The organism is Brevundimonas sp. 374 (assembly GCF_900102995.1).
In the GTDB taxonomy this organism is placed as follows: domain Bacteria; phylum Pseudomonadota; class Alphaproteobacteria; order Caulobacterales; family Caulobacteraceae; genus Brevundimonas; species Brevundimonas vesicularis_C.
Map to the genome: position 1 here is coordinate 643,827 of NZ_FNKT01000001.1, position 23,096 is coordinate 666,922.

Consider the following 23,096-nt stretch of genomic DNA (forward strand, 5'->3'; position numbering starts at 1 on the left):
TCAAGTGCGCGGTGTTGCGATTTCCTCCGCATTCGGCCTATGGGGCATCGACGAACGAACGCGGGTCGCATTACAGGATGGCTTCAAGACCATCACGGCCTTGCATTCGCCTCAAATTCGATAAACTTGGAACGCTGGCGCGGACCCTGCTAAGGGGTCTCCCGTAACGTGACGCGTGACCACCAGGGGTTTCTACCGAATGCGTATTTTGCTCGCGACCGCCGTGGCGATCGCCCCCTTGATGGTCGCCACAGGATCCCAGGCCGAGATCGTCATCTCGAACGCCCGGACAACACCGATCCAGACGTCCAATGCGACGGGCACAGCCGCCGATAACATCCGCATCGCCAGCGGCGGCAGCGTCGCCGTCGCCTCCGGCGCGGCGGTCACGCTGAACAGCAACAACACGGTCGATCTGGACAGCGGCGGTTCCATCACGATGGACAAGTCGGCCGACGGCTCGACCGGCCTGTTGGTCAACGGCGGCAACACCGGCTCGGTGATCGTCGGCGGCTCCATCACCGTCAATGACACGCTTGAAACAGCGGACATCAAGGACACCGACGGCGACGGCGACCTGGACGGCCCGTTCGCCACCGGAACCGGCCGCTACGGCGTGCGGGTCACCGGCGCCTCGCCCTTCACCGGCAACATCCTGGTCGAGGGCACGGGCGCGATCGCTGTGGAGGGCAACAATTCCTACGGTCTGTCCGTCGAATCCGCCCTGAACGGCAAGCTTCAGAGCCTGGGAACGGTCCGTGTGACCGGCAACGACAGCGCCGCCATCCGCACCACGGGGCCGATTTCCGGCAATGTCGATCTTGCCGGTTCGATCTCAGCGCTCGGCGCCAATGCGACGGGCGTTTCCATCGAAGGTAACGTCGGCGGCGCACTCAAGATTCACTCTTCCGTGGTGACCACGGGGTATCGCTACACCACCCCGCCGCCCGCGCGCCCGACAACCGGCACCTTCGACAACGCCACGACCCTGTTCCTCGACGAACTCGACGCAGACGATCTGCTGCAAGGTGGACCGGCCGTTCGCGTCGGCGCCAATGTCGCCGGCGGCGTGCTGCTGGACAAGGCGCTCGCCTATTCCGAGGCCGGCATCGAGGGCGATGACGACAAGGACGGCGTCAAGAACGGCGACGAGGACGATGACGGCGACGGCATCAAGAACCGCGACGATCCGGACCGTGACGGCGACGGCATCCCGGACGCCAGCGAGACAGCCGCCTCCATCACATCGCTGGGCGGCGCGCCTGCTCTGCTGATCGGTTCGACGACACAGGCGGTGACCCTCGGCGCCGTCGGTACAGGCGATGCGGCCTATGGCCTGATCAACCGCGGTACGATCATCGGATCCGGCCTTTACTCCGGCGTGGAGTCGCGCGCCGTGCAACTCGGCGTGACCGGCGGCCAGGCCGTGAATGTTACTGGCGGCGTCCGCAACGAGGGCGGCATCTCGTCCACGGCCGTTGATGCCAACGCCACGGGTCTCTGGATCGGCTCGGGCGTGACCGCTCCCACAATCAACAACTCGGGCGCCATTCAGGCCGTCGCCTCGGGCAAGCAGACCCAGAGCGCGACCGGCATTCTGATTGGTGCAGGCGCCAACGTCGCCTCCCTGACCAACACAGGCAATCTGGTAGCCTCTTTCGGCGGCAATCAGGGTTCGGCCACCGTTATTCGTGACCAGTCCGGCAGCCTGACCCAGCTGAACAACGCCGGTTCGATCATCGGCTCGCTCACCCCTAACACCGACGATACAAATCCTGTCACCGGCAAGGTGACCGCCATCGACGTCTCGGCCAACACGACCGGCGTCACCCTGCGGCAGTACGGCATTCCCGCCGCTGCCGGCAGCACGGCGACGGATACGGACAAGGACGGCGTGCCGGACGCGAACGAACCGGCCATTGTCGGCGCGATCAAGCTGGGATCGGGCGCCGACACCCTCAATATCGAGAACGGCGTCGTCAACGGCGACATCGATTTCGGCGCCGGCGCCGACCGGCTGAACATCAGCGGCGGCGCGGTTGTGACCGGCGCCATCGCCAACAGCGACGGCCTGCTGGACATCAACGTGTCGAAGGGCACCCTGGCCGCCACCCAGACGGGCGCCACGGCGATCTCCAACCTGAACATCGGCGCCGAAGGGACATTGCTGGTCAATCTTGACCCCGCCAACGACCGCGCCGGCGGCTTCAATGTCAGCGGCAATGCGACCCTGGCGACAGGCTCCACTCTGGGCGTCCGCTTCTCGTCGCTGATCGATCAGCCTGAGCGGTTCAACGTCATCACGGCAGGCACGCTGAATGTGGGTCAGATCAACCAGACCCTGCTGTCGGACAACTCGCCCTATCTTTACGTCGTGCAGGGCGGCGTGGCCGGCAACACCGTCTATGTCGATGCGCGTCGCCGTACGGCCTCCGAGGCCGGGTTGATCCCGGTCGAGGCGTCCGCCTACGACGCCGTCTATGGCGCGCTGGGGTCCAATGAGGCCCTGCGCAACCTGTTCCTGTCGCAGACGTCGCGCGACGGCTTCATTGACGCCTACGAGCAGATGCTGCCCGACCACTCCGGCGGACCGCTGATGTCGCTGTCGGCCGGCGTCGATGCGGTCACCCGCGCGCTGACCGGCCGCAACGCCGCCGCTGCGCCGGGTGAAACCAGCGCCTGGGTCCAGGAGATCAACTTCTACGCCGACAAGGACAAGACCGACTCCTACGGTTTCCGGTCCGAAGGCTTCGGCGTCGCCGGCGGCGTCGAAAAGGGCACCAGCCTGGGCGCCATCGGGATCTCGGCCGCCTTCACTTCGTCCGACATCAAGGACCCCGAGGCCGAAGCCGAAGAGGTCCTGTCCGCCAATCTGCTGGAGTTGGGCCTCTACTGGCGCGCTCAGGGTCAATACTGGACGACCTGGGCCCGTGCGGCGGGGGGCTACGCCTCCTTCAGCGCCGATCGCTCGCTGGTCGCCACGGGCGTCTATCTGAACAACAAGTCCGACTGGCATGGCTGGACGGCGGCGGTCGCCGGCGGCGCCTCGTATGAGCGCAACTTCGGCCGCCTGAACATCCGCCCCGAAATCTACGGTGAATATTTCAGCCTGTCGGAAGGCTCGCGCAGCGAGAAGGGCGGCGGCGACGGCTTCGATCTCGACATCGATTCGCGCGACAGCCACATCTTCTCGGCCGTGGCGGCGATGAACGTCGGCTATGGCTTCGGCCGCAACGGCTGGATCCGTCCGGAACTGCGCGTCGGCTATCGTCAGAACATCTCGGTCGACGCCGGCGAAACCATCGCGCGCTTCGCCAGCGGCGGCCCGGACTTCATCCTGTCGCCGGACGCCATCGAAGGCGGCGGGCCGATCCTGGGCTTCCGCCTGAACTTCGGCAACGAACTGGGCATGCTGTCGCTGACCGGCGACGCCGAGCTGCTGGAAGACTACGTCCGCTACTCGCTGCTACTGCGGGCCAGCTTCCGCTTCTGATCGCAGCCCGATCCAGACAAACGAAAGGCCGCCGGAGCGATCCGGCGGCCTTTTTGTTTGGTAGGCGGCGACGGGTTCGAACCGCCGACCCTCTCGGTGTAAACGAGATGCTCTGACCAGCTGAGCTAGCCGCCCCCAACGGGCAGAGACGGGCTTATGCCCGTCGCGCCTCAACCGTTCAAGGCGCTTTTCAAACCTTCGCCCGGGCGAAAGCGCGCGGTGCGCGACGCCGGGCGAGCGACGGCCGCGCCGGTCTGCGGATTGCGCGCGACGCCGGCCTTGCGGTCCACGGCGACGAAACTGCCGAAACCGATCAGCTTCACATCCGCGCCCCGCGTCAGCGACTCGGTCACGCCGTCGGTAAACGCTTCCAGCGCCGTCTTGGCCTGGTCGCGGCTGATGTTCGCCGCGCTGGCCATCCGGCCTATCAGTTCCGCTTTGGTCATCCGTCCCCCCTCCAGAACGAATCACTAAAGGACAGATCGGCGATTGCGTCAAAAACGAAAACGCCGCCGGTGGGGTCACCGGCGGCGCTCGCCGCTCAACTCGGCGTTAGTGGCTGACGGCTGCAGCCGGTCCTTCCGGAGCCGCGATGGGGGCCGGCAGGGGGTCGGCCGCCTCATCCCACTCCACCGGCGTCAAGGTGCCGACCAAGGCCCAATTCAGCGCCTCGTCCGCCGTCGAGATCGGCACGATCTCCAGCGCCGACTTCACATTGTCCGGCACGTCGGCGAGATCCTTCTCATTTTCCTGCGGGATCAGCACCGTCTTGACGCCGGAGCGCAGGGCCGCGAGCAGCTTCTCCTTCAGACCGCCGATGGCGGTGACCCGGCCGCGCAAAGTGATCTCGCCGGTCATGGCGATATCCTTACGGATCGGGATGCCGGTCAGAACCGAGACCATCGCCACCGTCATGGCCACGCCGGCGGACGGGCCGTCCTTGGGCGTAGCGCCGTCCGGCACGTGGACGTGGATGTCGGTCTTCTCGAACATCGGCGGCTTGACCCCGAAGGCCAGGGCCCGCGAGCGGACGTAGGACGCCGCCGCCGAGATCGACTCCTTCATCACGTCCTTCAGATTGCCGGTCACGGTCATGCGCCCGCGGCCCGGCATCTTGATCGCCTCGATGGTCAAGATGTCGCCGCCGAACTCGGTCCAGGCCAGACCCGTAACGATGCCGACCTGATCCTCCTCGTCCGTCTCGCCGTAGCGGAACTTCTTCACGCCCGCATATTCGGCCAGCTTGGCCTCATCGACCGTGATCGACTTGGCGCCCGTCTTGGCCATCTCGCGAACGGCCTTGCGCGCCAGACCGCCCAAAGCGCGTTCCAGCGACCGCACGCCGGCCTCGCGGGTGTAATAGCGGATCAGGTCGCGGATCGTGTCTTCCGGCACGATCAGTTCGCCATCCTTCAGACCGTGGTCCGCCAACTGCTTGGGCAGGACGTGGCGCTTGGCGATCTCGACCTTCTCGTCTTCAGTGTAGCCCGACACCCGAATGATCTCCATCCGGTCCATCAGCGGCTGCGGCATGTTCAGGCTGTTCGCGGTCGTCACGAACATCACCTGGGACAGGTCGTAGTCCACCTCCAAATAGTGGTCGCCGAAGGTCGAGTTCTGGGCCGGGTCCAACACCTCCAGCAGGGCCGACGACGGATCGCCGCGCCAGTCCGATCCCAGCTTGTCGATCTCGTCCAGCAGGACGAAGGCGTTGGTGGTCTTGGCCTTCTTCATCGACTGGATGATCTTGCCGGGCATGGAGCCGATATAGGTCCGCCGGTGGCCGCGGATCTCGCTCTCGTCGCGCACGCCGCCCAGCGACATGCGAACGTATTCACGCCCTGTCGCCTTGGCGATGGACTTGGCCAGCGAGGTCTTGCCGACGCCGGGAGGGCCGACCAGGCACAGGATCGGACCCTTCAGGCTGCCGGTGCGGGCCTGAACCGCCAGATACTCGATGATCCGTTCCTTGACCTTCTCCAGGCCGAAGTGATCCTCTTCCAGGATGTCCTCGGCCTTGGCCAGGTCGATCGGCTTCTGCTTGGCCTTGCCCCACGGCACGGACAGCAGCCAGTCGAGATAGTTGCGCACGACGGTCGACTCCGCCGACATCGGGCTCATGTTGCGCAGCTTCTTGACCTCGGCCTCGACCTTGGTGCGCGCCTCCTTGGACAGGCGCGTCTTGCGGATACGCTTCTCCAGATCCATGATCTCGTCGCGCGCGTCGTCGGTCTCGCCCAGCTCGCGCTGGATCGCCTTCATCTGCTCGTTCAGATAATATTCGCGCTGGGTCTTCTCCATCTGGCGCTTCACGCGCGAGCGGATCTTCTTCTCAACCTGAAGGACCGAGATCTCGCCCTCCATCAGCCCATAGACCTTCTCCAGCCGCTTGGGCACGTCGAAGGTTTCCAGCAGGCCCTGCTTGTCGGCGATCTTGACCGACAGGTGTGCGGCGACCGAGTCGGCCAGCTTGGAGGCGTCGGTGATCTGGGGGATGGAGCTGAGGGCCTCGGGCGGAACCTTCTTGTTCAGCTTCACATAGTTTTCGAACTGCTCGACCACGGCGCGCAGCATGGCTTCCGCCTGCGAGGCGTCGCCGGCTTCGTCTTCGATCTCGACGGCCTCGGCCTCGAAATACTCCTCACGGTCGGTGAAGCGGGTCAGGCGCGCGCGGCCCTTGCCCTCGACCAGCACCTTCACCGTGCCGTCGGGCAGTTTCAGCAGTTGCAGCACCGAGGCCAGCACGCCGATGGGATAGATGGCGTCCGGCGACGGATCGTCGTCGACGCTGTTCTTCTGGGTCGCCAGCAGGATCTGCTTTTCGCCCTTCATGATCTCGTCCAGCGCCTTCACCGACTTCTCGCGTCCGACGAAGAGCGGCACGACCATGTGCGGGAAGACGACGATGTCTCTCAGCGGCAGGACGGGCAGGATTTTTGGTTCAGTCATGATGCGTACTCCTGGGCCATTGATCATCTCCGGCCCGCCGTCAGGGTCCGCCGGGCAAGAGGCCCGACCGGCGCATGACGGCCCGTCGATTCCGACGGCGTTCGGATGAGTATGTGGTTTGAAAGACCCGCGGTTCAAGCGTGACCGCGGAACGGCCCACATCTGCGTGGCCACAAGCCCTTCCGATCACGTCGCTTTAGGTCCGCATTACGCCCGGCGGCGCTTTCGACATGGCCGCTTTACGGGGATCGGGCGTCTTCTGCCGCTCCAAGGAGATGACCATGAGCCGTTCCCACCTGCTGGCCGAGACCCTGAAACGTCCCGCCCCAGCGCCGACAACCCTTCAAATGGCGCTGACCTTCATCGGCGCCCTGTTCGGCGCCCCGATCCGCAAGGGCCGCGCGCGATGATGCAGGGCCATGTCGAGGGCGGCGTGACACGCGCCGCCCCTCCCCGACGATACAGGGTCGTGCCTCGCGCCAGCGGTTGGGCCGTGGCGGTCAACAACGCCTGCACCCGCCCCCTGCCCGATCGCATCTCGGCCGAACGTCTCGCCGCCCGACTTCAGGCCGAGGCCGACCGCCTGAACCGCGACCAACATCGCCTCACACAATGATAACGCCCCTTGCCTCACCACCCGCCGTCGAAATCCTGACGATCCAGCCTGTCGGCGATCGCTGGCGCATCACCTCAAGCGACGGCCTGTTCGAAGGCGTCTTCACCGACGCCAAAAGCGCCGTCCGATGCGCCAGAGCGGAGGCCGAGGCCCATCCGGGCCATGTCCTGATGCTGGCTGAACCCGCCTGATCGCCCCAGGTCAAGAAAAAGGCCGGAGCGAGATCGCTCCGGCCTTCGTCATTTCAGGACTCTTCGCCGGTTCAGGCGGCGCCGTCGGCCTTCTTCTTGGAGGCTTCCGAGTAGATCAGCAGAGGCTGGGCCTTGCCGTCGATGACCTCGGCGTTGACCACCACCTCTTCGACGCCTTCGAAGGTCGGCAGTTCAAACATGGTCTCCAGCAGGATGCCTTCCAGGATCGAGCGCAGACCGCGCGCCCCGGTCTTGCGGGTGATGGCCTTCTTGGCGACGGCGATCAGGGCGTCGTCGGTGAAGGTCAGTTCGACATTCTCCATCTCGAACAGGCGCTTGTACTGTTTGACCAGGGCGTTCTTCGGCTCGGTCAGAATGGTGACCAGCGCCGTCTCGTCCAGGTCTTCCAGCGTCGCCAGCACCGGCAGACGGCCGATGAACTCGGGGATCAGACCGAACCGCATCAGGTCGTCAGGCTCGACACCCTTCAGGATGTCGCCCGTGCGACGTTCGTCGATCTCCTTGACCTTGGCGCCGAAGCCGATCGACGCACCGGATCCACGCGCCGAAATCACCTTTTCCAGGCCGGCGAAGGCGCCGCCGACGATGAACAGGATGTTGGCGGTATCCACCTGCAGGAACTCCTGCTGCGGGTGCTTGCGGCCGCCCTGCGGCGGCACGGAGGCGACGGTGCCTTCCATGATCTTAAGCAGGGCCTGCTGGACGCCTTCGCCCGACACGTCGCGGGTGATCGACGGGTTGTCCGACTTGCGCGAAATCTTGTCGATCTCGTCGATGTAGACGATGCCGCGCTGGGCCCGCTCGACGTTGTAGTCCGACGCCTGGAGCAGTTTCAGGATGATGTTCTCGACATCCTCGCCCACATAACCGGCCTCGGTCAGGGTCGTGGCGTCGGCCATGGTGAAGGGCACGTCGATGATGCGCGCCAGCGTCTGGGCCAGCAGCGTCTTGCCCGAGCCGGTCGGCCCGATCAGCATGATGTTCGACTTGGCCAGTTCGACATCGTTGTTCTTCGTCGCGTGATTCAGGCGCTTGTAGTGATTGTGGACGGCGACCGAGAGCACCTTCTTGGCGTGCGCCTGGCCGATGACATAGTCGTCCAGCACGTCGCGGATTTCCTTGGGCGTGGGCACGCCGTCGGTCGTCTTCTTGAAGCCGATCTTGTGCTCTTCGCGGATGATGTCCATGCACAGTTCGACGCATTCATCGCAGATGAAGACGGTCGGGCCCGCGATGAGCTTGCGGACCTCGTGCTGGCTCTTTCCGCAGAACGAGCAGTAGAGGGTGCTTTTGGCGTCGGTGCCGGCTGCTTTGGTCATAGACCCTTATCTCACTCCCGCGGGGCGGACCGAAATGGCCCGAAACGCGCTTCCCTCACATTGATTCCAGCACTCTGGATGCGAAGGTCTTCAAAAAATGACAATCACCCATCACACGTTCCGGAACAACCCCGAAGGCGGCAGGGGATTGTTGCAGTGCGTGGATGGATCAGTGTCGACGGGGATCAAGGCGAATGTCTGACATGGGTATTGTGCACGATTTACGCCAGTCCACGGCAAATGGACGTGTCATCGTCGCTTTCGATTTCGACGGCACGCTGACGATTCGCGACAGCTTTACCGAGTTCCTGCGCTGGCGCGCTGGTCCGGGCGCCTGGGCGCTGGGACTGGTCAAGCTGGCTCCGGCGCTGGCCGCCTATGCCAAGGATCGCGACCGGGGCCGGATTAAGGCGGCCTCCGTAAAGGAGTTTTTGCTTGGCGTGAGCCGCCAGACGCTGGAAGCGGAAGCCGCAGCCTTCGCCGAAGAGATCTGGCCCCGCTTCATGCGCCCCGATGCGCTTGAGGTGTGGAACGACTGGGGCCGACGCGGCGCGCATCGCGTCATCGTGACCGCGTCGCCGACGACGACCGTCGCGCCATTCGCCCGAAAGCTGGGGGCCGAGGCCCTGCTGGGCACCGAGTTCGTCTTCGACGCCGATGACCGGATAACCGGCGACTTCGCCGGTCCGAATTGTCGGGGTCAGGAAAAGGCGCGGCGGCTGAAGGCGGCCTATGGCGAAGACATGACCCTGACGGCCGGCTATGGCGACACCTCGGGCGATACCGAAATGCTGGCGATGGCCCAGCAGCCGGGTTTTCGGGTCTTCCGCCAGAAGCCCTGACGTTCAGTTCCCGTCGGCGTCCACGTCGAACACCATCGCCTTGCCGCGTGACGTGGGGTCCCAACCCGCCTCGATCGCCGAGGCGACGGCGGTGCGGACAGCGTCGACATTGACGCGCTGCTTTTCCACGTCCGGCCGGCCGTTGGGCCGAAGCGGCGGCGGAAACTGGACGATGGCTTCGCGCTTGAAGTCCGCGTGGCGAAGGGAAACGGCCATGCCCTCCCAGACGTTGCCGCCTTTAGGCTGAGGTTGGCGACGAAGCTCCCAGACGTAGCTTTCGCCATCGACATCGACCGTGCCGCTTTGATCTCGTGTGAACTGCATGACGGCTCCGATAGCACAAAATGAAAAGGGCGCGCCGCAGTGGGCGCGCCCTCACGTCTTTCGACAGCCGTCTTAGTTGCCGGGCGTCTTCACGCCGTCGGCGTCGGCCTGTTCGCGGCGATCATAGACGTGATCCACGATGCCCCAGGCCTTGGCTTCCTCGGCCGACATGAAGTGGTCGCGGTCCAGCGTCTTTTCGACCTCCTCATACGTGCGGCCGGTGTGGTGGACGTAGATCTCGTTCAGACGACGCTTGGTGTAGCGGATGTCGGCGGCGTGCAGCTCGATGTCCGACGCCTGGCCGCGGAAACCACCCGACGGCTGGTGCACCATGACCCGCGCATTCGGCAGGGCGATGCGCTGGCCTGCCTCACCGGCCGTCAGGATCAGCGAACCGGCCGAGGCCGCCATGCCCATCACCACGGTCGAAACCGGGCTCTTGATGTATTGCATGGTGTCGTAGATCGCGAGCGCGGAGGTCACCTGACCGCCGGGGCTGTTGATATACATGCTGATTTCCTTCTTCGGGTTCTCCGATTCAAGGAACAGCAGTTGGGCGCAGATCAGCGACGCCATACCGTCCTCGAACGGTCCCGTCAGGAAGATGATCCGCTCGCGCAGCAGACGCGAGAAGATGTCGAAGGAGCGCTCGCCGCGGCTGGATTGCTCCACCACCATCGGCACCAGGTTCATGTTCATCAGTTCGATCGGATCGCGCATTTAGCCTTCTCGGATGCAGTGGCGACGATTCAGCGTCGTCAGCCGGTTATGCTGCATATCGCGTTCGATGACACCCTTCGCAAGACGCTCGGCTCATTCGAACTGCGCGTCTTGCTGGTTCGCCGCTGCACGACGGCCTTTCTGCAGCCGTTCCGCGACCGCCGCCTCCTGCGCAGCGGCGGATGCGCGATCGGGCTCCGCCTCATACAAGGCTTGCAGATAGGCGCGGTCCCAGTCCGTGAGGCCGGTTACGTTCTGAGGATCACCAAATAGATTCAGCACCGTGGGCTGATCGGAGTAGTCGGCGCGAGGATCGACCTGGGCCAAGACGACCATCGCGGCGTAGTCCATCAAAGCCGGCAAAAGCACGCCATCGGCCTTTGTCATATCAATGACGACGGTCGCAGAGCTCAGGTCATACCGCAGCGGCGACCTCATGCGGCTGATGTTGCGCGATCCAATCGAAGGCGGCTCATCACCGGCGACACGGGCCGCCAATCGGCCCGTGTCTGCTGAGACTGGCAGGGAAATGTGCCACCATCGCACTGGCGCATTACTGGTTTTGAACCGTTCCAGCGCCGCCAAACCCATGTTGGTGTTGTCGATCGGCGGACGGAAGCGACGACGCCAACCTTCCACCAGCGCCGATGCGACACTTGGACCATCCTCTGTGGCGATTATCAGCACATTGGCCGAGCAGCCAGGCTCGCCCACCCGAACTTCAAGGTCATGCGCGATTTGGCCGATGCGATCGGCAAGCATCTGACCGTAGGGCGCCTTCAATCCGGCGACGCTGACGCACAGCGGCGTATTCCATCGTCCAAGCCGCGCACCGGCGGGCGCTGTCGCGACGCGCTGAACAAACTGGCGCGCAGCCTGCCGCGGCGACTGCCCCTCGACGGTGATCTCCTCCAGATCTGTCGGGGGCGGCTGTCCCGGATCCTGCGCCTGCGCGCTAGCGGTGACGAGGGCGGCCAGAGCGACAGCGGAAAAAGACATTGAAGACATACCTGAAAAGCAAAATGGGCCCGCACTGCGGACCCATTCGACTTACAATCCAGACACCACAACCGCCAGTTACGGTCGTGTAATCGAGCCGAAAATCAGCCCTCGTCCTCGTCTTCCTTCAGCAGCTCTTCCTTCGTGATCGGCTTGTCGGTCACGTCGGCAACACCCACGATCAGGTCGACGACCTTCTCTTCGTAGATGGGCGCGCGCATCTGGGCGGCGGCGTTGGGGTTCTGGCGGTAGAAGTTCAGGACGGCCTGTTCCTGACCGGGGTAGTTGCGCGCTTCCTGCAGGATGGCGGCGTTCAGTTCCTGGTCGGTGACCTGGACGTTGTTGGCGCGACCGATTTCGGCCAGCACCAGGCCCAGACGAACGCGGCGTTCGGCGATCTTGCGGTATTCAGCCTTCAGATCTTCGTCCGACTTGGCGGCGTCTTCTTCCGGCAGACGACCAGCGGTCTTGTCAGCCTCGACCTGCTGCCAGATGCCGTCGAACTCGGCGTCCACCATCTTCGGCGGCAGCGGGAAGTCGTGGGCCTCATCCAGTTGGTCCAGCAGGGCGCGCTTCAGCTTGAAACGGGCGGCGCCGGCGTATTGCTGGTCTAGGTTGGACTTCAGCAGTTCCTTCAGCTTGTCCAGCGACTCCAGACCAATGCGGGTAGCGAACTCGTCGTCGATCTTGGATTCGGCTTCCGCCTTGATGGCCTTCACCTTGATGTCGAAGGTGGCATTTTTGCCGGCCAGATGGGCGGCTTGATAGTTCTCGGGGAAGGTGACCTCGATGGTCTTCTCGTCGCCGACCTTGGCGCCCGTCAGTTGCTCTTCGAAACCGGGGATGAAGCGGCCCGAGCCGATCACCAGGTCCGCGTCCTCGGCGGCGCCGCCTTCGAAGGGCTCGCCGTCCAGCTTGCCCAGGAAGTCGATCGTCAGTTGGTCGCCCTCGGCGGCCTTGACGGTCTTGCCCTTCTTGTCTTCGTAGGTCTTGGCCTGACCGGCCAGTTCCGTCAGGGCCTCGTCCAGATCGGCGTCCGACGCTTCGTAGGTCGGGCGCTCCAGCTTCAGGGTCTTGGGATCGACCGGCTCGAAGTCCGGCATGATTTCCAGCGACATTTCATAGGCCAGGTCTTCCTGACCAGCGATGACCTTGTCCATGTCCGAGGTCAGCTTCATCTCGGCCGGCGCGGCGGGACGGATCTTGGCCTCGTCGAGCGCCTTCTGGCTGGTTTCGTTCAGCTCGGCGTTGATGATCTCGCCCATGAACTCACGGCCGAAGGTCTTCTTGACGTGGGCGACCGGCACCTTGCCCGGACGGAAGCCCTTCAGCTTCACCTGCGGGGCGACTTCCTTGACGCGGGCTTCGAGCTTTTCATTCAGCTCCGCGACGGGAATGGTGACCGCGATCACGCGGCTGAGGCCTTCGTTCGACTTTTCGACGACTTGCATGGTCGGGATTCTGACGCTCTGGGGCGCATGAGCCATCGAGACGGCCGGCGCGGAATGGATAAAGCAAGAAGGCCGCCCCGTGTGGAGCGGCGCCTCGAAGCCCGCCCTTATGTCGAGAAGGGCCCGAAAGGTCAACGCGGGCGTAGTCAGAGCCGGTGGTTTCGCGGCCTTTGCGTGGCTATGTTGACCAAATGAGCCAACCCGCCTCCCCCATCGGCGTCTTCGTCACGCCCGTCACCCCGCTTCAACAGAACTGCACGACCGTCTGGTGCACCGCCACCAATAAGGCCGCCGTGATCGATCCTGGCGGTTCGGTCGATGCAGTCCTGGGCGAGGTCACGCGGCGCGGCCTGACGCTGGATCAAATCTGGATCACCCACGGCCATCTGGATCACGCGGGCGGCGCAGCAGAAATGCAGGAAAAGACCGGCGCCCAGATCACCGGCCCTCAGAAGGCCGACCAGTTCTGGATCGACCGAATCGTGGAGAGCGGCCGGATGTACGGCCTGCCCGACGCCCGCCCCTTCACGCCCGACCGCTGGCTGGAGGATGGCGACACGGTATCGTTGGGGGAAACGATCTGGGAGGTGCGTCACTGCCCCGGCCATACGCCCGGGCACGTCATCTTCTTCAATCGCGCGGCGCGATTCGCTCAGGTCGGCGACGTTCTGTTCAAGGGTTCGGTCGGTCGCACCGACTTCCCGATGAGCGATCCGCCCGCACTGATCCGCTCCGTGATCGAAAAGCTTTGGCCGCTGGGCGACGACGTCACCTTTGTGCCGGGCCACGGGCCGATCTCCACCTTTGGTGAAGAGCGACGGACCAATCCGTTCGTGTCTGACGCCGCAATGCGACAGGCCCCGATCCAGCGTGAGCCGTCGGGGCCTGCCTGAGCCTGCTGATCGCGTGGTTTATCGGCGCAGGATCATGCCGATGATGACGCCGATGCCCAGTGCATAGAGCGTCGCCTTCATCGGATTGTCCTGAATGTCTTCCTGCACGCGATGAACGCGTCCGGAAATCTTCTCACGCACCAGGCCCGCATCTTCTCTGACGGCCTGACGGACTGAAGTGGTCTTGCCAAAGCTGCGGCCCTCGCCTTGGGCGAGAATTGCGTCGGCCTGTCGGTCTAGACGTTGGGTCAGATCATCGTCCTCCAGGACGATGTCGTCGGGTGATGTCGCGCCTATCGGGGTGTTGGTCATCTCGATCTCCGTGGTTCGCTGAACAAACCGGTGTTGCGACTCATGGTTCCTTTTTGAACGCGGGCGATCAGGGTGCGTTGGTTGATCGCACAAGGAGCCGCTCATGACCTATATCGAACCCACTCCGACCACGCCGCAACCCGAGATCCGGCCTGAGCCGGCGCAGCAGCCGGAAATACAGCCTTCAGACACGCCCGATGAAGTTCCGCCGATGGAACCGGATGTTGGCGGCGAAGGTGATTCGCGACCTTACGGTGCTGGGTAAAGTCAAACTCACGAGCCCTTGAGGATCGTGACAGTAAAACGGAGTTCCCGACGGAACCGTCACCGAGTCACTGGGTTCACTTCAGCAAGCGCAACGGCAGCACTGAAAGGAACACGATGGACAGCCAACCCACACGCCCCTCCGGCGTTTCCAAGCGAGGTTTCGCCTCCATGGATCCCGAACGTCAGCGCGAAATCGCGCGCAAAGGGGGCGCAAGCGTCCCCAGCGAAAAACGCAGCTTCTCCCAAGACCGCAGCCTCGCCGCACAGGCGGGCCGCAAGGGTGGAGAAGCGTCGCACGGAACCAAGAAAGACGCGGACGCCGCCGACGGGCAATAGTCGGCGGAACTCGATACAAACAAGGGCGGCCCATCAATCGATGCGCCGCCCTTTTTCTTGCCCGCGATCAGCCGCGCATTCGGCTCAGGCGCGCAGGACTGCCAAGGCGACGCTCGGCGCCGGAGAGGTATCAATGCGGACAACCGTCCAGCCGGAGGCGGCCGCCATGGCTTGGATCGATCCAGGCGTGAACTTGCGCGAGCTTTCGGTGTGGATCGTCTCGCCGGTCACGAAGCGGAATGTCCGATCTCCGATGCGCGCGGTCGTCGGCGCGATCGCTTGCAGATGCATTTCCATGCGCGAGGCGTCCGGGTTCCACACGGCGCGGTGAACAAAGGCGTCCACATCGAAATCAGCATCCAACTCGTGATTGGCGCGGATCAGAACATTGCGATTGAAGGCCGCCGTGACGCCTTGGCTGTCGTCATAGGCGGCGACCAGGATCGCAGGGTCTTTGACCAGATCGACGCCCAGAATGAACAACGCCCCCTCGCCCAGTATCCGACGCGCCGCCGCCAGGAACTGCTCGGCCTCGTCCGGTTGCAGATTACCGATGGTCGAGCCGGGGAAGAAGCCGATTCGCCGTCCCGACGGCAGGTCTTCGGGCAGCGGCGCCAAATGCTCGAAGTCCCCCAAAACCGGCTGCACGCGCAGCGTCGGATAGTCATCGCGGACGCGAATGGCGGCGTCCATCAGAGCACTCTCGCTGATGTCGAGCGGAACGTAGGCGCCGAGGTCGGTGGCGGCGTCCAACAAAATCCGCGTCTTCTCGCTGGCGCCGGATCCGAATTCGACCAGCACCGCGTCGGGGCCAAAGTCGGCCGTCAACTCTGCTGCGCGATCGCGCAACAGCGCCATTTCCTGCCGGGTCGGATAGTATTCGGGCAGCACGGTGATGTCTTCGAACAGGCGCGACCCGTCCGCGTCATAGAACCACTTCGGCGGCACGGCCTTTTGCGCACGCGACAGCCCTTCGATCATATCCTTTCGAAAGGCGGCGGTTTGGGCGTCGTCCGCTGCGGCGCCTCGCGCCACGGTCCGATCTTCAGCCAGTCTCAAACCCATGAAGGCCCACCTCTGTTGGGGATAGAAGAAGTTGCGATAGGTGATGCGGTCATGGCCCGGCGGCGTGGCGAAAGATCCGCCTCGCAGCACCATCTGGTTGGCCATGAACTTGCCGTTGTATTCGGCGGCGGTGCCCGGCGTTGGCTGGAAGCCGGGATAGGGCGCATAGGCGCTGGACGTCCACTGCCACACTTCGCCAGCCAGGTTCGAGAACGCATCAGGCGAAGAGGCGGCGGCATGTTCCCATTCCGCCTCGGACGGCAGTCGCTTGCCGGCCCAGCGGGCGTAGGCGTCAGCCTCATAAAAGCTGATGTGGCGAACCGGCGCGGCAAGATCGACAGGTGTACGCCCCGTCAAACCCAGCACGGTCCAATCGCCATCCTCGCGACGCCAATACAGCGGCGCGGTCCAGCCCTCAGACTTGACCGTTGCCCAGCCGTCCGACAGCCACAGGTCGGAACGCGAATAGCCGCCATCCTGGATAAAGGCGATCCAGTCGCCGTTCGTCACCAGATCCGCGGCCAGAGCGAACGGCTCCAGCCAGACGCGGTGCGCAGGCCCCTCATTGTCGAAGGCGAAGTCCGATTGGTCGTGGCCGATCGTCACCAGACCGCCGTCAAATGCTACCGTTCCGCCGCGCCTGATCTGAAGCGGCTCGGTTCTGGGCTCAATCTTATAGGCGGCGGGGTCGAGCGGAGAGCGCGACATCAGGTTCAGCACATCCATCAGGAAAAGCTCCTGATGCTGCTGGTCGTGGTGCAGACCCAGCTCGAACAGATAGCGTTGATGGCCGCTGGTCTCGCCCTGCGCCAGCCAGGCGACCATGCGGCGGTCGATCTCTCGGCGATAGGCCAGGACCTCATCGACGGAGGGGCGAGTCATCAGCCCGCGCTGGTCCCGCCTGACCCGCTCACCCAAAGCCTCATAGTAGGAGTTGAACAGCTGCTGAAAACGCGGATCGACGGGCTCGTATCCGGGATCGGACGACAGGATCATCGCCTCGAAAAACCAGCTGGTGTGCGCCAGATGCCATTTCCCTGGGCTGCAATCCGCCATCGACTGAGCTGACAGATCCTCGGCAGACAAACCTTCAGCCAGAGCGATCATGCGCGCGCGAACGGCCTTGAACTGCGCCACGTCTGACGCAACCCGCGGGTCGGGCTCGGAGCGCGCATTCATGTCAGCTGTCCCGTCCGACACCAGCCCCAGCGCCTTGTCAGTGCCGAACAAACGCACCAACAAGGCCAAGGTTCCCAAGCACTTGGCTTTCGGGATCACACATCAGCGCATCGGGCGGCCGCCATGTTTGGCGTATTCCAACCGCGCGATGGTGCGATTATGGACCTCGTCCGGGCCGTCGGCGATGCGCAAGGTGCGGACACCCGCGTAAAGCTCAGCCAGGGGCGTGTCGCCCGAAACACCGGCGCCGCCGAACGCCTGAATGGCGTCGTCGATGATCTGCAAAGCCATCTTCGGCGCGGCGACCTTAATCTGCGCGATTTCGGAGCGGGCGTTCTTTGCTCCCGCCTGATCCATCATCCAGGCGGCCTTCAGCACCAGCAGGCGGCACATCTCGATGTTGGTGCGCGCCTCCGCGACGCGCTGTTCCCAGACCGAGTGTTCCGCCAACTGCTTCTTGAACGCCGTCCGGCTCAGCAGCCGCGTCACCATCAGTTCCAGCGCCCGCTCGGCTGCGCCTATCGTGCGCATGCAGTGGTGAATACGGCCTGGGCCAAGCCGCCCCTGAGCTATCTCGAAGCCCCTGCCCTCGCCGGCGATCAAGTTCTCGACCGGCACGCGGACATTTTCCAGCACGACCTCGGCGTGGCCGATCGGCTTTTCGTCATAGCCGAACACCGACAGCATCCGCTCGACGCGGAAGCCAGGCGTGTCGGCCGGCACGATGATCTGCGACTGCTGGGCGTGGGATGCGGCGTCCGGATCCGTCTTGCCCATGACGATGGTCACGGCCAGATTCGGATGGCCCATATTGGTCGACCACCACTTGCGGCCGTTGATGACATAGTGGTCGCCGTCCCGCTCGATCCGGGTCTGGATGTTGGTGGCGTCGGATGAGGCGACTTCAGGCTCGGTCATCAGGAAGGCCGAACGGATTTCGCCCGCCATCAGGGGCTTCAGCCAGCGCGCCTGCTGCTCGGCGTTTCCGTACATATGGAGCACCTCCATATTGCCGGTGTCGGGGGCGTTGCAGTTGAACACCTCGGCCGACCACAGATGCCGCCCCATCATCTCGGCCAGCGGCGCGTATTCCAGGTTGGTCAGACCCGCCCCGTGTTCGCCGGGCAGGAACATGTTCCAAAGTCCGGCTTCCTTCGCGGCCGCCTTCATCGTCTCCATGACCGGCGGCTGACGGTTCGAATCCTCGCGCACCTGGGCGAAATATTCGGCTTCGCGCGGGATGACCTGCTCGTCCAGGAAGCGACGGACGCGGGCGTGCCAATCCAGGGCGCGGTCGGAGTGTTTGAAGTCCATGTCGTTTCCTCTTTCCCGTTCGCGCCTCTGCCGGACGCTCGATACGAAAACGGCGCGGCCCCTGGTCGGGAGCCGCGCCGCCATAACTGGTCGTTCAGACCGGCATCAGCGTTTCAGCAGCGGAGCCAGTTTCTGGGCGATCATCATGTCGCCGGCGATCTTCAGCTTGCCCTGCATGAAGGCCATCATCGGGTCCAGCTTGCCTTCCGACAGGGCCATGAAGTCATCCCACTTCATCGAGACGGTGGCGTCGGCGGGCTTGTCTTCGTTGGTGACCGTATTGGGCGTGGAGGCGCCATCGATGTAGATCTTGCCCTCGTCGCCGAGGTCGAGCTTGACGGTCTTGCCGAGGCCGGAGTTGTCGCCGACGGCGCCGCGGATGTGTTCGGTGACTTGTGCGAGATCGGGCATTGGGGGCGTCTCCCTGTTGGACGTTGTGAACTATGGGTTAGCCCGCATCGGCGGGGGCGCCAAGATCACGTCGGGGAAAGCTCGGTCACTTCTCGTCAGCGGAGCTGGAATACAGGCTGGCTGCGCCTAGCGCGACCATGAAGAAGACGAACGCCGTCACGATAGCGGCGACGAAGGGAACAGCGGATTGCGGCACTGGAAATCTCCTCTGCCGCCCTTCTGAGCCCTATCGCGCCAGCGCGCCTTGATCAGGATCAAACCCTTATTTGTCGGGATCGCCGTCGCGGAATCGCCACTTCATCACCAGCACGCCGGACGCCATCACCAGGGCGCATGCGTTGGCGACCGTGACAGGCCAGGCCTTCGTCATGATCCCATAGACGACCCAAAGCACGAAACAGGTCACGGTCAGGGAATAGGTCTTCAAGCTGACCGATGACGCGTCGCGCTCCTTCCAAATCTTGACCGCCTGAGGCGCGAAGCTGGTGATCGAGCAGATCGCAGCCGCCGAGCCGACGATATTGGCGATCAGATCGCTCATGCTGCGATCGTCGATATGACGTTGAGGCTAAATTTGCACATGCCGCACTCTCAGCGGCCGCCCCAAAGGATGTCAGCGTCAAACGCCAGGCGGCGGCCGTCTGGCCTGGGTCATCTGTTCGAAGGCGTAACCCAGCGAAAGGATGCGCGCATCGTCCCACTTCCCGCCAAGGAAGCTGATTCCCACGGGCATTCCCCGATCAAAGCCCATCGGCACGGTCAGGTGCGGATAGCCGGCGACGGCGGCCAGTCGGCTGGCCGATCCCTGCATATCGTCGTCGTCCTTGGGATCGTTGGTCCAGGCGCGCGACGTGGTGGGCGCGATCAGGGCGATCACGCCATTCTCCCTCATCAGTCGATCGATGCCCTCCGGCCCCGCCAGTCTGAGCGAGGTTGCGCGCGCCTCCAGATAGTCAGCGTCCGTCAAATCGCCGATCGCCTGGGCGCGCTCGAAGATGTCCTGACCGAACAGCACCGTCTCGCGCGGTTCGGCGGCGTTGAAGGCGATGACGTCGGCCAGGGTGCGGGTGCGGACCTGCTCCGGGTCCGTCGAGGCCAGATAGGCGTTCAGATCGTGCTTCAGCTCATAGAGCAGCACCTTGAACTCGGCCGCGCCTATGACCCGGCCGTCCGGTCCCTCGGGCAGATCGACCAGCACGGCGCCGGCGTCGCGCAAGGCCTTCAGGTTCTGCTCGAACACCGCCTGCGTTTCGGGCGAGTAGCCTTTCAAGAACCGCATCACCCCGATCCGCGCACCGCGCAGCGCGTTGGCGTCCAGCTCGGCGGCGTAGTCGACCTTGTGCGCATCGGCCTCGACCGTCGCCGGATCGGCCGGATCGGACCCGGCGATGACCGTCAACACCCTGGCCGCATCCCTGACAGTGGTCGCCATCGGCCCGGCCGTGTCCTGCGAATGACTGATCGGCACGATGTGGGTTCGCGAGACCAGGCCAACGGTCGGCTTGAACCCGACCACGCCGTTGACCGACGCCGGGCAGGTGATCGACCCGTCCGTCTCCGTTCCGATGGCGACAGGCGTCAGCCCCAGCGCCACCGCCGCCCCGCTGCCGGACGACGATCCACAAGGCGTGCGCGCGGGATCATAGGGATTCAGCGTCTGGCCGCCGACAGCGCTCCAGCCGCTGATCGAGTCCGATGAGCGGATATTGGCCCACTCCGACAGGTTGGTCTTGCCGACGATTACGGCCCCGGCGGCGCGCAGTCGCCCGACCAGCGGCGCGTCCCGTCCCGGTGCATTGTTCGCCAGCGCCAATGACCCGGCGGTGGTCGGCATGTCGGCCGTCTCGATATTGTCTTTCAGCAGGATCGGCATGCCGGAAATCGCCGACACGCCCTGACGGGGCGATCTTGCGGTCCAGACCAGCACCGAATGGGCGCTGTCGTTCGCCCGCCCCGCCGCGACCACGGCGGATGCAGTTGGATAGGCGCCCTGCCCGGTCGCGCAGCCCGCAAGGGCCAGCGCGACCGCAGCCGCCAGAATCAGTCGGCCTTGGGTTCGGCCCGCTTGCCGATCGTGCGGTCCAGGAAGTCGAGATAGGTGCGCCATTGTTGCAGTTGCCTCGGATCGCCGCGGACGCCGTGCCGCTGGCCGGGATAGAGCATCATCTCGAACGGCACGCTCTTGGCCTGCAAGGCGTCGATGACGCGCGTCGCATTGCCGAAGATGACGTTGTCGTCAGCCATGCCGTGCAGCAGCAGCAGCCGCCCCGTCATGTCGTCCAGCCGCGGCAGGACGTCGGTGGCGGCATAGCCCTCCGGATTGGCTTGGGGCGTGGACATATACCGTTCGGTATAGTGGGTGTCGTACAGGCTCCATTCCGTCGGCGCCGCGCCCGCCAGAGCCGAGGCCAGGCCGGCGTCCTTGTCCGTCAGTGTCAGCAGGCTGAGGAAGCCGCCGAAGCTCCAGCCCATCACCGCGATATGGTCGGCATCGACGTAAGGCAGGGTCTTCAGCCATTGCGCGGCCTGGGCCTGATCCTCGACCGCCGGAATGCCCAGACGGCGATAGATGCTGGTCTCGAACGCCTGCGACCGGTCACCCTCGCCGCGATTGTCGACGCGGAAGACGATGTAGCCCGCCTCGGTCAGCAGTTGGTTGGTCAGCGGCTGCCAGCTCTTCTGCACGCCTGCCCCGGTGCCGGGGCCGCCGTAGACCTGCATCACCACCGGATACTTCTTGGACGGATCGAAGTCGGGCGGCGTGGTCATGCGCCACACCAGGGTCTGGCCGTGGCTCTGCATCGTGCCGAACTCGGGCGTGCGCAGGCGCGAGACGTAAGGGGCGAACGGATGGCTGGCGTCGAGCTTGTTCTCTTCGATCCAGCGCACGCGCGTGCCGTCGATGCGGTACAGCGCCGACTGCGTCGGCGTCGCCGGGTCCGAATAGTTGCCGACATAGGCCGTCGCCGGCCCGTTCACCGACACCGTCCACCAGCCGCCGCCCGGCGTCACCGCGACCGGATCGACCGTGCGGTTCAGATTGGCGCGGAACATCTGCTGCTCGATCGGCAGTTCCTTGCCGTCCCGCATCGAGGCGGTGAAATAGACATCTCCGGTCTGCTCGTTGACGCCGTCCAGATGTTTGACCGGATAGTCGCCGCGCGTGATGGCCCGCAGGCGTCGCCCGTTGCGGTCGTACAGATACAGGTGCCGCCAGCCCGAATCCTCATTGGACCAGATGAACCGGCCGTCAGACAGGACGCGGAAGTCGTCGTTCAGATCGACCCAGGCCTGCGCCTTCTGGCTCAGGATCACGCGTGATGCGCCGGTCGTCGGATCGACGCTCAGCAGGTCCAGTGTCTTCTGGTCGCGCGACTGGCGTTGGACATACAGGGTCTTGCCGTCGCCCGACCAGTTCACCCGCGCCAGATAGATGTCGGTGTTAGATCCCAGGTCCACCTTGACCCGTCCGCCGCCCTGCAGGTCGCGCACATACAGTTCGACCACCGCATTGGGTCGCCCCGCGCGAGGATAGCGCTGCTCGACCATCGTCGCGCCGCCGCCGGTGATCTCGAAGCGCGGCACGATATCGACCGGGCTCTCGTCCACCCGCGTCATGGCGATGTAGCGCTCGTCGGGGCTCCACCAGTATCCGGTGTCGCGATCCATCTCCTCCTGGGCGATGAACTCGGCCGTGGCCCAGGTGATCAGACCCGCGCCGTCGTCGGTGATCGGCGTCTCCTTGCCGCTCGCCAGATCATAGACGACCAGATTCTGATCGCGGACATAGGAGACGTAGCTGCCCTTCGGCGACACCTTGGCGTCGATCTCGTCGGCGGGCGTCTCGGTCAGGCGGCGCACCTTGCCGTCCGCCCGGTTCGCCAGAAAGATGTCGCCTTCCAGCGGCGCCAGGATGTAGCGGCCCTGCTGGTCCCACGAATATTCGACCACGCCGCGCGCGCTGATCCGCATCCGCTCGCGCCGAGCTTTCTCGGCCTCCGACAGTTCGCCGGCGTCGGGAACCAGCGCCCGTGCATCGATCAGCTTGTAGGGTTCACCCTCACCCGTCGGCGCGGCCCACAGGTCCTGCACATCCACATTGTCCTCGCGCGAGCGCAGGAAGGCGACCAACTGGCCGTCAGGCGACAGGCTGACCCCCTTGGCCACCGGCCCGTTCAGGCTGGGGCTGGAAAACACCCGCTCGGGCGTCAGGATGTTGGAGGGCGTCTCCTGCGCAAGCGCCGAACTGGCGGACAGGAGGATGGTCGAGGCGAGAAGAAGGGTGCGCATGGGTCGGGACGCTAGCCGCGCTTCTGCAAGCCGTCACGAGGAAATGTCGTCGCCGGGTGAAAGGCTTGTCCTTCCCTGCGAGGCACTCTCAGATTAGAGAGACG

At 64.5% G+C, this 23,096-nt stretch carries 22 protein-coding genes and 1 tRNA gene; 8 read left to right on the forward strand and 15 right to left on the reverse strand.

What is annotated here, in order from left to right:
• Positions 1-199: 199 nt before the first annotated feature.
• Entirely contained in the window at positions 200-3,493 is a 3,294-nt protein-coding gene (locus BLR19_RS03175) for an autotransporter outer membrane beta-barrel domain-containing protein (protein ID WP_091747100.1), read from the forward strand.
• A gap of 58 nt (positions 3,494-3,551) precedes the next feature.
• Here BLR19_RS03175 and BLR19_RS03180 read toward each other — a convergent pair.
• From BLR19_RS03180 to lon, 3 genes are all read right to left on the reverse strand, one after another.
• Positions 3,552-3,628, reverse strand: a tRNA-Val gene (locus BLR19_RS03180).
• Between the two features lie 35 nt (positions 3,629-3,663).
• Positions 3,664-3,939 carry an HU family DNA-binding protein gene (locus BLR19_RS03185; RefSeq protein WP_017504003.1) on the reverse strand — a complete coding sequence of 92 codons (276 nt, stop codon included), beginning with the start codon at positions 3,937-3,939 and terminating at the stop codon, positions 3,664-3,666.
• A gap of 106 nt (positions 3,940-4,045) precedes the next feature.
• Positions 4,046-6,442, reverse strand: a complete 2,397-nt coding sequence (gene lon / locus BLR19_RS03190) for an endopeptidase La (RefSeq protein WP_091747103.1) — start codon at positions 6,440-6,442, stop codon at positions 4,046-4,048.
• A 281-nt stretch (positions 6,443-6,723) separates the two neighbouring features.
• On the opposite strand from lon, the gene BLR19_RS14940 reads away from it, so the two are divergent.
• The 3 genes from BLR19_RS14940 to BLR19_RS03205 are packed head-to-tail and all read left to right on the forward strand — an operon-like array spanning position 6,724 to position 7,249.
• Complete coding sequence (locus tag BLR19_RS14940) at positions 6,724-6,852, forward strand: hypothetical protein (protein WP_255353551.1); 129 nt, start codon at positions 6,724-6,726, stop codon at positions 6,850-6,852.
• The gene (locus tag BLR19_RS03200; protein ID WP_055753481.1) at positions 6,849-7,058 is read left to right on the forward strand and encodes a hypothetical protein; all 210 of its coding nucleotides are present in this window, start codon (positions 6,849-6,851) and stop codon (positions 7,056-7,058) included. The genes BLR19_RS14940 and BLR19_RS03200 overlap by 4 nt, the downstream gene beginning before the upstream one ends.
• Positions 7,055-7,249: a hypothetical protein gene (locus BLR19_RS03205; RefSeq protein ID WP_091747113.1), complete on the forward strand. Its 195-nt coding sequence runs from the start codon at positions 7,055-7,057 to the stop codon at positions 7,247-7,249. Before BLR19_RS03200 ends, BLR19_RS03205 begins: the two co-directional genes overlap by 4 nt.
• A 71-nt stretch (positions 7,250-7,320) precedes the next feature.
• On the opposite strand, the gene clpX is transcribed toward BLR19_RS03205, so the two are convergent.
• Complete coding sequence (gene clpX / locus BLR19_RS03210; RefSeq protein WP_039243616.1) at positions 7,321-8,589, reverse strand: ATP-dependent Clp protease ATP-binding subunit ClpX; 1,269 nt, start codon at positions 8,587-8,589, stop codon at positions 7,321-7,323.
• Between the two features lie 203 nt (positions 8,590-8,792).
• On the opposite strand from clpX, the gene BLR19_RS03215 reads away from it, so the two are divergent.
• Positions 8,793-9,431 (forward strand): HAD-IB family hydrolase, encoded by a 639-nt coding sequence (locus tag BLR19_RS03215; protein ID WP_091747116.1) that lies wholly within the window; start codon positions 8,793-8,795, stop codon positions 9,429-9,431.
• 3 nt (positions 9,432-9,434) lie between these two features.
• Here the strand turns inward: BLR19_RS03215 and BLR19_RS03220 are convergent, their stop codons facing one another.
• The 4 genes from BLR19_RS03220 to tig all read right to left on the reverse strand — a co-directional run bounded on the left by BLR19_RS03220 (position 9,435) and on the right by tig (position 12,925).
• Positions 9,435-9,755: a hypothetical protein gene (locus tag BLR19_RS03220; protein WP_045811236.1), complete on the reverse strand. Its 321-nt coding sequence runs from the start codon at positions 9,753-9,755 to the stop codon at positions 9,435-9,437.
• Between the two features lie 72 nt (positions 9,756-9,827).
• Positions 9,828-10,475 carry an ATP-dependent Clp protease proteolytic subunit gene (locus BLR19_RS03225; RefSeq protein ID WP_091747119.1) on the reverse strand — a complete coding sequence of 216 codons (648 nt, stop codon included), beginning with the start codon at positions 10,473-10,475 and terminating at the stop codon, positions 9,828-9,830.
• A 93-nt stretch (positions 10,476-10,568) separates the two neighbouring features.
• Positions 10,569-11,474, reverse strand: coding sequence for a hypothetical protein (locus BLR19_RS03230; RefSeq protein WP_091747122.1), 906 nt, complete (start codon positions 11,472-11,474; stop codon positions 10,569-10,571).
• 104 nt (positions 11,475-11,578) lie between these two features.
• Entirely contained in the window at positions 11,579-12,925 is a 1,347-nt protein-coding gene (gene tig, locus BLR19_RS03235; RefSeq protein ID WP_091747125.1) for a trigger factor, read from the reverse strand.
• 191 nt (positions 12,926-13,116) lie between these two features.
• Between tig and BLR19_RS03240 the strand changes: the two genes are divergently transcribed.
• A complete protein-coding gene (locus BLR19_RS03240) occupies positions 13,117-13,818 on the forward strand; it encodes an MBL fold metallo-hydrolase (RefSeq protein WP_091747128.1) in 702 nt (233 codons plus the stop codon).
• An 18-nt stretch (positions 13,819-13,836) separates the two neighbouring features.
• Here BLR19_RS03240 and BLR19_RS03245 read toward each other — a convergent pair whose 3' ends face one another.
• Positions 13,837-14,130, reverse strand: coding sequence for a hypothetical protein (locus tag BLR19_RS03245; RefSeq protein WP_091747131.1), 294 nt, complete (start codon positions 14,128-14,130; stop codon positions 13,837-13,839).
• A gap of 103 nt (positions 14,131-14,233) precedes the next feature.
• On the opposite strand from BLR19_RS03245, the gene BLR19_RS14750 reads away from it, so the two are divergent.
• A complete protein-coding gene (locus BLR19_RS14750) occupies positions 14,234-14,395 on the forward strand; it encodes a hypothetical protein (RefSeq protein ID WP_176758260.1) in 162 nt (53 codons plus the stop codon).
• Between the two features lie 116 nt (positions 14,396-14,511).
• Positions 14,512-14,733 (forward strand): con-10 family general stress protein, encoded by a 222-nt coding sequence (locus tag BLR19_RS03250; RefSeq protein ID WP_039243609.1) that lies wholly within the window; start codon positions 14,512-14,514, stop codon positions 14,731-14,733.
• Between the two features lie 84 nt (positions 14,734-14,817).
• Here BLR19_RS03250 and egtB read toward each other — a convergent pair whose 3' ends face one another.
• The 6 genes from egtB to BLR19_RS03280 form a co-directional block, all read right to left on the reverse strand.
• Positions 14,818-16,977, reverse strand: coding sequence for an ergothioneine biosynthesis protein EgtB (gene egtB / locus BLR19_RS03255; RefSeq protein WP_091749061.1), 2,160 nt, complete (start codon positions 16,975-16,977; stop codon positions 14,818-14,820).
• Between the two features lie 102 nt (positions 16,978-17,079).
• Positions 17,080-18,291: an acyl-CoA dehydrogenase family protein gene (locus BLR19_RS03260; RefSeq protein ID WP_091747134.1), complete on the reverse strand. Its 1,212-nt coding sequence runs from the start codon at positions 18,289-18,291 to the stop codon at positions 17,080-17,082.
• Positions 18,292-18,396: 105 nt separating this feature from the next.
• Positions 18,397-18,702, reverse strand: a complete 306-nt coding sequence (locus BLR19_RS03265) for an SCP2 sterol-binding domain-containing protein (protein ID WP_017506191.1) — start codon at positions 18,700-18,702, stop codon at positions 18,397-18,399.
• A gap of 262 nt (positions 18,703-18,964) precedes the next feature.
• Positions 18,965-19,243: a SemiSWEET family sugar transporter gene (locus tag BLR19_RS03270; protein ID WP_017506193.1), complete on the reverse strand. Its 279-nt coding sequence runs from the start codon at positions 19,241-19,243 to the stop codon at positions 18,965-18,967.
• Between the two features lie 78 nt (positions 19,244-19,321).
• Complete coding sequence (locus tag BLR19_RS03275) at positions 19,322-20,809, reverse strand: amidase (protein WP_091747137.1); 1,488 nt, start codon at positions 20,807-20,809, stop codon at positions 19,322-19,324.
• Entirely contained in the window at positions 20,743-22,992 is a 2,250-nt protein-coding gene (locus BLR19_RS03280; RefSeq protein WP_066551642.1) for a S9 family peptidase, read from the reverse strand. Before BLR19_RS03280 ends, BLR19_RS03275 begins: the two co-directional genes overlap by 67 nt.
• Positions 22,993-23,096 lie beyond the last annotated feature (104 nt).

Bases quoted from the DNA above. Each gene is read 5' to 3' on its own strand.
- BLR19_RS03175 (WP_091747100.1), top strand. From the start codon at position 200: ATGCGTATTTTGCTCGCGACCGCCGTGGCGATCGCCCCCTTGATGGTC.
- BLR19_RS03185 (WP_017504003.1), bottom strand. From the start codon at position 3,939: ATGACCAAAGCGGAACTGATAGGCCGGATGGCCAGCGCGGCGAACATC.
- lon (WP_091747103.1), bottom strand. From the start codon at position 6,442: ATGACTGAACCAAAAATCCTGCCCGTCCTGCCGCTGAGAGACATCGTC.
- BLR19_RS14940 (WP_255353551.1), top strand. From the start codon at position 6,724: ATGAGCCGTTCCCACCTGCTGGCCGAGACCCTGAAACGTCCCGCCCCA.
- BLR19_RS03200 (WP_055753481.1), top strand. From the start codon at position 6,849: ATGATGCAGGGCCATGTCGAGGGCGGCGTGACACGCGCCGCCCCTCCC.
- BLR19_RS03205 (WP_091747113.1), top strand. From the start codon at position 7,055: ATGATAACGCCCCTTGCCTCACCACCCGCCGTCGAAATCCTGACGATC.
- clpX (WP_039243616.1), bottom strand. From the start codon at position 8,589: ATGACCAAAGCAGCCGGCACCGACGCCAAAAGCACCCTCTACTGCTCG.
- BLR19_RS03215 (WP_091747116.1), top strand. From the start codon at position 8,793: ATGGGTATTGTGCACGATTTACGCCAGTCCACGGCAAATGGACGTGTC.
- BLR19_RS03220 (WP_045811236.1), bottom strand. From the start codon at position 9,755: ATGCAGTTCACACGAGATCAAAGCGGCACGGTCGATGTCGATGGCGAA.
- BLR19_RS03225 (WP_091747119.1), bottom strand. From the start codon at position 10,475: ATGCGCGATCCGATCGAACTGATGAACATGAACCTGGTGCCGATGGTG.
- BLR19_RS03230 (WP_091747122.1), bottom strand. From the start codon at position 11,474: ATGTCTTTTTCCGCTGTCGCTCTGGCCGCCCTCGTCACCGCTAGCGCG.
- tig (WP_091747125.1), bottom strand. From the start codon at position 12,925: ATGCAAGTCGTCGAAAAGTCGAACGAAGGCCTCAGCCGCGTGATCGCG.
- BLR19_RS03240 (WP_091747128.1), top strand. From the start codon at position 13,117: ATGAGCCAACCCGCCTCCCCCATCGGCGTCTTCGTCACGCCCGTCACC.
- BLR19_RS03245 (WP_091747131.1), bottom strand. From the start codon at position 14,130: ATGACCAACACCCCGATAGGCGCGACATCACCCGACGACATCGTCCTG.
- BLR19_RS14750 (WP_176758260.1), top strand. From the start codon at position 14,234: ATGACCTATATCGAACCCACTCCGACCACGCCGCAACCCGAGATCCGG.
- BLR19_RS03250 (WP_039243609.1), top strand. From the start codon at position 14,512: ATGGACAGCCAACCCACACGCCCCTCCGGCGTTTCCAAGCGAGGTTTC.
- egtB (WP_091749061.1), bottom strand. From the start codon at position 16,977: ATGAATGCGCGCTCCGAGCCCGACCCGCGGGTTGCGTCAGACGTGGCG.
- BLR19_RS03260 (WP_091747134.1), bottom strand. From the start codon at position 18,291: ATGGACTTCAAACACTCCGACCGCGCCCTGGATTGGCACGCCCGCGTC.
- BLR19_RS03265 (WP_017506191.1), bottom strand. From the start codon at position 18,702: ATGCCCGATCTCGCACAAGTCACCGAACACATCCGCGGCGCCGTCGGC.
- BLR19_RS03270 (WP_017506193.1), bottom strand. From the start codon at position 19,243: ATGAGCGATCTGATCGCCAATATCGTCGGCTCGGCGGCTGCGATCTGC.
- BLR19_RS03275 (WP_091747137.1), bottom strand. From the start codon at position 20,809: ATGGCGCACCTATCTCGACTTCCTGGACCGCACGATCGGCAAGCGGGC.
- BLR19_RS03280 (WP_066551642.1), bottom strand. From the start codon at position 22,992: ATGCGCACCCTTCTTCTCGCCTCGACCATCCTCCTGTCCGCCAGTTCG.